This window comes from Marinicrinis sediminis, from assembly GCF_042685085.1.
Lineage (GTDB): Bacteria > Bacillota > Bacilli > Paenibacillales > KCTC-33676 > Marinicrinis > Marinicrinis sediminis.
The window spans coordinates 1-4,830 of sequence record NZ_JBHUMM010000020.1; the positions used below are offsets into that span (position 1 = coordinate 1).

The 4,830-nt window shown below is 40.3% G+C and carries 6 protein-coding genes; 2 read left to right on the plus strand and 4 right to left on the minus strand.

The genetic code is table 11. The annotated features are described in order from the left end of the window. Positions 1-273, minus strand: a 273-nt coding sequence (locus ACFSUC_RS09880) for a 5'-3' exonuclease H3TH domain-containing protein (protein ID WP_379929392.1), incomplete at its 3' end; no start/stop codon positions are given. Positions 274-486: 213 nt separating this feature from the next. On the opposite strand from ACFSUC_RS09880, the gene ACFSUC_RS09885 reads away from it, so the two are divergent. Then, positions 487-753 (plus strand): Rmf/CrpP family protein, encoded by a 267-nt coding sequence (locus ACFSUC_RS09885; protein WP_379929393.1) that lies wholly within the window; start codon positions 487-489, stop codon positions 751-753. Here ACFSUC_RS09885 and ACFSUC_RS09890 read toward each other — a convergent pair. Beyond that, complete coding sequence (locus ACFSUC_RS09890) at positions 738-2,684, minus strand: BbrUII/HgiDII family restriction enzyme (protein ID WP_379929394.1); 1,947 nt, start codon at positions 2,682-2,684, stop codon at positions 738-740. The genes ACFSUC_RS09885 and ACFSUC_RS09890 overlap by 16 nt on opposite strands. Beyond that, on the minus strand, positions 2,674-3,816 hold the full coding sequence (locus ACFSUC_RS09895) for a DNA cytosine methyltransferase (protein WP_379929395.1): 1,143 nt from the start codon (positions 3,814-3,816) through the stop codon (positions 2,674-2,676). The genes ACFSUC_RS09890 and ACFSUC_RS09895 overlap by 11 nt, the downstream gene beginning before the upstream one ends. 340 nt (positions 3,817-4,156) lie before the next feature. On the opposite strand from ACFSUC_RS09895, the gene ACFSUC_RS09900 reads away from it, so the two are divergent. Further along, a complete protein-coding gene (locus ACFSUC_RS09900; RefSeq protein ID WP_379928763.1) occupies positions 4,157-4,459 on the plus strand; it encodes a hypothetical protein in 303 nt (100 codons plus the stop codon). Here the strand turns inward: ACFSUC_RS09900 and ACFSUC_RS09905 are convergent. Beyond that, on the minus strand, positions 4,456-4,830 hold a 375-nt coding region (locus ACFSUC_RS09905; RefSeq protein WP_379929396.1), incomplete at its 5' end, for a 5'-3' exonuclease. The genes ACFSUC_RS09900 and ACFSUC_RS09905 overlap by 4 nt on opposite strands.

Genomic DNA, 4,830 nt, shown 5'->3' on the forward strand with positions numbered 1-4,830 from the left:
GGCAATAAGCTTGAGCGCGGTTTTCGGTCCCACACCCGGACAACCCGGGATATTGTCTGATGCATCCCCCATCAAAGCCTTCAGGTCAATAATCTGGGACGGTCGGCGTATGCCTCTGCTTTCCTCCAGGTTATGAAGATCAATGGTCTCATAGTTTCCAAATCCTCGTTTCATCAAGGACACACGGGTGTACGTATTGATCAGTTGCAGCGTATCTCCATCCCCGGTCAAAATATTCACAGACGTTCCGCTGGCGGAATACTGCTTCGCCAAGGTGCAATTACATCTGTATATAGCAATATTCTTACCTCCGAATATTTGTTATCCCACGTGAAGTTTATATTTTACACTTCCTCTGCTTTAGAGATCCTAGGCGGTAAAACAACCTTTACTGGAAAATGTTTCGAAAAGCGATGTACTAGTGCCCAAAAGAAATTGCATAAAATAGGAAATATGTAGTCATACTAACAAATGAGTTCCTTTAAAATGTCCTCGGAGGTGATACGCCTGCTTCCATCCACAAAAAACAAAGCATTTCTAGGAGCGTTTAGTAAAGGGAAAGAAGCAGCACTTAGCGGACTACCTCCCGAATCTTGTCCATATAATGATCACAGAACAAAAAACGGTTCTGTAACGTTCAGTAGAGCTTTCAAGAAATATTGGATGTTGGGTTACACCGAATTTGCTACTGATGATGGTTCAACTTTAGAGATCAAAACCAATTTCGAATCAGAGGTTTATATTCCCGACTGAATATTTCTTATCAAATCGAATACTTGACCAGCTACTTTACTTTTGCTCAAATAACTTTGATATGCTTGCATTGCATTTCGAATTAACTCTGGGTAAAGGACTACTCGAGCATCCTGACTCTTAAGTTTAGTGACATCTTCCTCTCTTTTACGCGAGTCCTCCCATCCCCTCAGCGGTTTGCCTAATACACATATAAATTCAAGAGGTTCCTTTGCATTGGTTTCATCAAGAATTTTTTGCATTGCACCCCTGTATTTATCGATCTGTCGTCCTAGTTCCCAGTAATCCACAATGCGGTCAGGACGTTTTAATTCTATAACTATATGTTTCCCAGAAACGCTTTTATATCTTATATCCAGTCTGGCCCTTTTTTCTTCCTCTGTTAATTCAGCATCCAAGGTTCCGAAGACTTTATCAACCCGCTGCTCCATGTATTCAGAATCCGTTGCTCTTTCCCAAGAAGGATCTAACAACCATAAGTGATTAAACAGATGTTCTTGGATAACCTTTTCCAAATCATTAGCATCAACACGTTCTTCCAAAACCCTTATTACTTCTATCCGCTCTTTAACAATTTGATAATAAAGAGAAGCTTCTAAATCATCAAGCCTGCCAAAGACTTCACTTAAAGCGTGTAAATTCTCAACTGAGATTTTGTCTAACGCTTCAAGATTATCTCGGTACTTCAAACTTTCAAATGCCAACACTGCATGACTAAACAACGTCTCTCGATCTTCACTCGAATCAACAGTCATCTGATTTATACGACCAAACAACTTTGTGGCTGAGGACTTGTGATCTGGGGATAATGTCTTAAACCATTGATTTAAAGCTGGGTTCTTTAAAGCTTCATCTTTACCTTTTTGATCCCTCAATTTAGACCATTTATTTTGAATTTTCTTAAGTTGTTCTTTCACCCAATCTCTCAATTCAATGTATCTCGGATCATCTTCTATTATATGTTGCCGACTACTCGTAGCTATGTCTTCTAAATCATCATCATCCAAGAAATCTGCATGTATCTCTCCGATAAGGTAAGAACTATAAATACCAGTTTCATTTATCTCTGATAATATATCTTCCTGTGCAAGTTTATTTCGCACCATAATTACAATCTGATTTAGACTTTCCGAACCGTCCTTTAAATCAGAAGATTCTTTAACCGTACCAATCCAACCCTTGATTTCATTCCCATTTTTAGTAACAGCATTCGGTACATTTTCTGTTGGAACGATGCTTCTAGGTAAATCTACCTGACCAAATGTCCAGATATTTTCCAATCTATTAAAATAGTCCCTGTCTGCGATACTAATTGGAGTTTTATTTACAATGACAGAAAAATCATTTTTTTCACCAATTACACTAAACCTTCTAGCTAACTTCTTTCTCAAAGAAGTTTCAAATATTCTTTTTTGCCTTAAATCTCGTAGAATTATTCTTGTACCAGAAGTCCAATTAATACCATCAGTATTGAGTACGTGCGGATTGTATGTACCTCCAGCTTCCCCAGTGCCCTTTATCTGTTCTTTAAGTTCAGGCAGCGACATTTTCAATGCACTTTTCTCACCATCACGAACAGAATAAACTTCAATAGTATCAGCGATAGAAAAAAGTGATAATTTACCGATTCCTTTCCTCCCCATTACAGGTCGCTTCAGATTCGGTGATAACCGACCTTCTTCTGTTTCTCGTCGAGGGTAGCCAACTTTAAGAAACTTATGATTTATATCTAATTTTGTCATGCCATGGCCATCATCAAAAATGGTTATTATATTACTTTCCCTATCTATTGTTATATCAACTGACTTAGCATCGGCATCCCATGCGTTCGCTACTGTTTCTGCGAGAACAGAAGCAATGTTACTATATAAGTTAATCCCAAGATGGTTCAAAACATTAAGACTGATAGTAATTTTGAATTCATTCCCCAATCATACTACCCCCGCTCTTGATTCGTTTGATCTTTCTCTTTTTCGTTTTTTTAATTTGCATTTCATAATTCTTTAAATGCACCCGTATACTTAACCCTATTATTTCTCCTAACTTAACAGGTACAGCATTACCGATTAGACGACCAATTGTCTTAATGGCTATCGGCTCTCCTGGAGGGACAAACTTATATTCTTTAGGGAAAGTTTGTAAAATGGCACCCTCTCTAAGTGAGATTGCTCTATCCTGTTCAGGATGACCGAATCGCCCATTTCCGAATCCAAAAAACTGAGTTGTCATGGTCGGAGCAGGATCATCCCATACCATACGCCCGTATACACTCGGATAACTTTTCCCAGTGCCTTTTTTATGACACTCAGCAATTAATTCGTCTTCCCAATCCCGCCAAGTGCCGCCAGGCCTAGATGCTTGAATACGTTTCAAGTTCTTATCTGACAAAGAAGATGATTGGTGCAGTGGGTCCATATCATAAATTTCCCCAGCATTAATGGGAGGTAACTCTCCAATCGCTTCACGCACAGTCTTATGGGTGATTTCAAAATCATCTGGCTGGAGCAATTGAATTTCGCCTATTTTTGAGGCCAATAGCACTAAGCGTCGCCTCTGTTGAGGCAAACCGTATTCCGCACAATTGACAATTTGATAACAAACAAAGTAGCCTATGTCTTGAAGTTCCTTCACAAAATTATTAAAAACTTCCTGTTTTATCAATTCAGGGACATTCTCCATAGTGACTAGTTCAGGTGTAGTTTCTCTTACAAGCCTTGAAAACTGTAAAAGCAACCACCATCTCTCATCATTTTGGTCTGCTTTACGGTTGTATGTCGAGAATGTTTGACAAGGTGCACACCCAGCCAACAAATTTATACCATTTTTACGAAAATTTTCTCTGATGTCGCTTTCCTGTAGCTCCTCAACTGACTTCAGTTCAAATTTAGCTTTATTATTCGAGGTGTATGGGTAACTACATGCTGGATCAATGTCTACTCCAAGCTTAACATCGATTCCAGAATTCACCAGACCATGTGTCAACCCACCAGCTCCACAGAATAAGTCAACCGCGTATACTTTACGCTTGGATAATTTCTTCTGTTTTAGTCTAGCAGCTGACATTTTACTTCCTCCTTCGTACAGTTCATTTCACACTTAAACCCTGTTATTATTAGCTCTAACATTTCGACAAAAACACCTAAAACTCCTCTATATTAGAGGAAAATCAAGTGTGGTTTTAAAAGATATTTTCTTAGTTTGTTAAACTGAGCTTACCCACTCACTACCTCACCCAGAACCTTGAAAAGACCACGAAACTCCAATTCCTCAAATTTATTCAAAGTTGCAGAATGACGTAAATTCCAAACACAATCATTTAAATCACATTCTATGGGCACATTTAATCGAATTCGAGCTAGATCTCTTGAAAGATGTAACATATCCAAAAGAGGAATACACGAACATGGCAGATGGATTCGTAAGAGAAAGGCGAAGTTCCTATACCGATGTCGCGACAGTCGAATCACAGCGCAATGATACCATCCCGGAAGAATTTCCAGAAGGCCCTTATGCCTCCACCTTGCGAACAGAATCACTCGGAAAAAGCACGCCCTGGCGCGCAGACCAGCGTCCGCCTAACCGATTTGCCTATGAGAATCGACAATTGCATGCCGAGCTTCCGCGTCAGTACCCGCCCGGTCATCATACGCATACGAAGCAGGAAGAAACAGAGGATGAACACGTAGCCGACACCTCAGGCTCCTAAGCGATGCCTTTCATAATAGATCGGATAATGGATTTGAATTCAAATTCCTCGAGTTTCGGAATCAGCTTGTCCTGATTCCAGCTGTACTGGCACTGATCCAGCTCACACTGCAAAGGCACGTCCGTCATAATGGATGCCAGTTCATACGAGAGGTAGACTTGTTCCCGATTTGCAATCAAGCGTTCCTTCAGCTTCCCTTTTATCTCGTCGATATGGGCATATACCTGATCCAATGAATCATATTCGGCAATAAGCTTGAGCGCGGTTTTCGGTCCCACACCCGGACAACCCGGGATATTGTCTGATGCATCCCCCATCAAAGCCTTCAGGTCAATAATCTGGGACGGTCGGCGTATGCCTCTGCTTTCCTC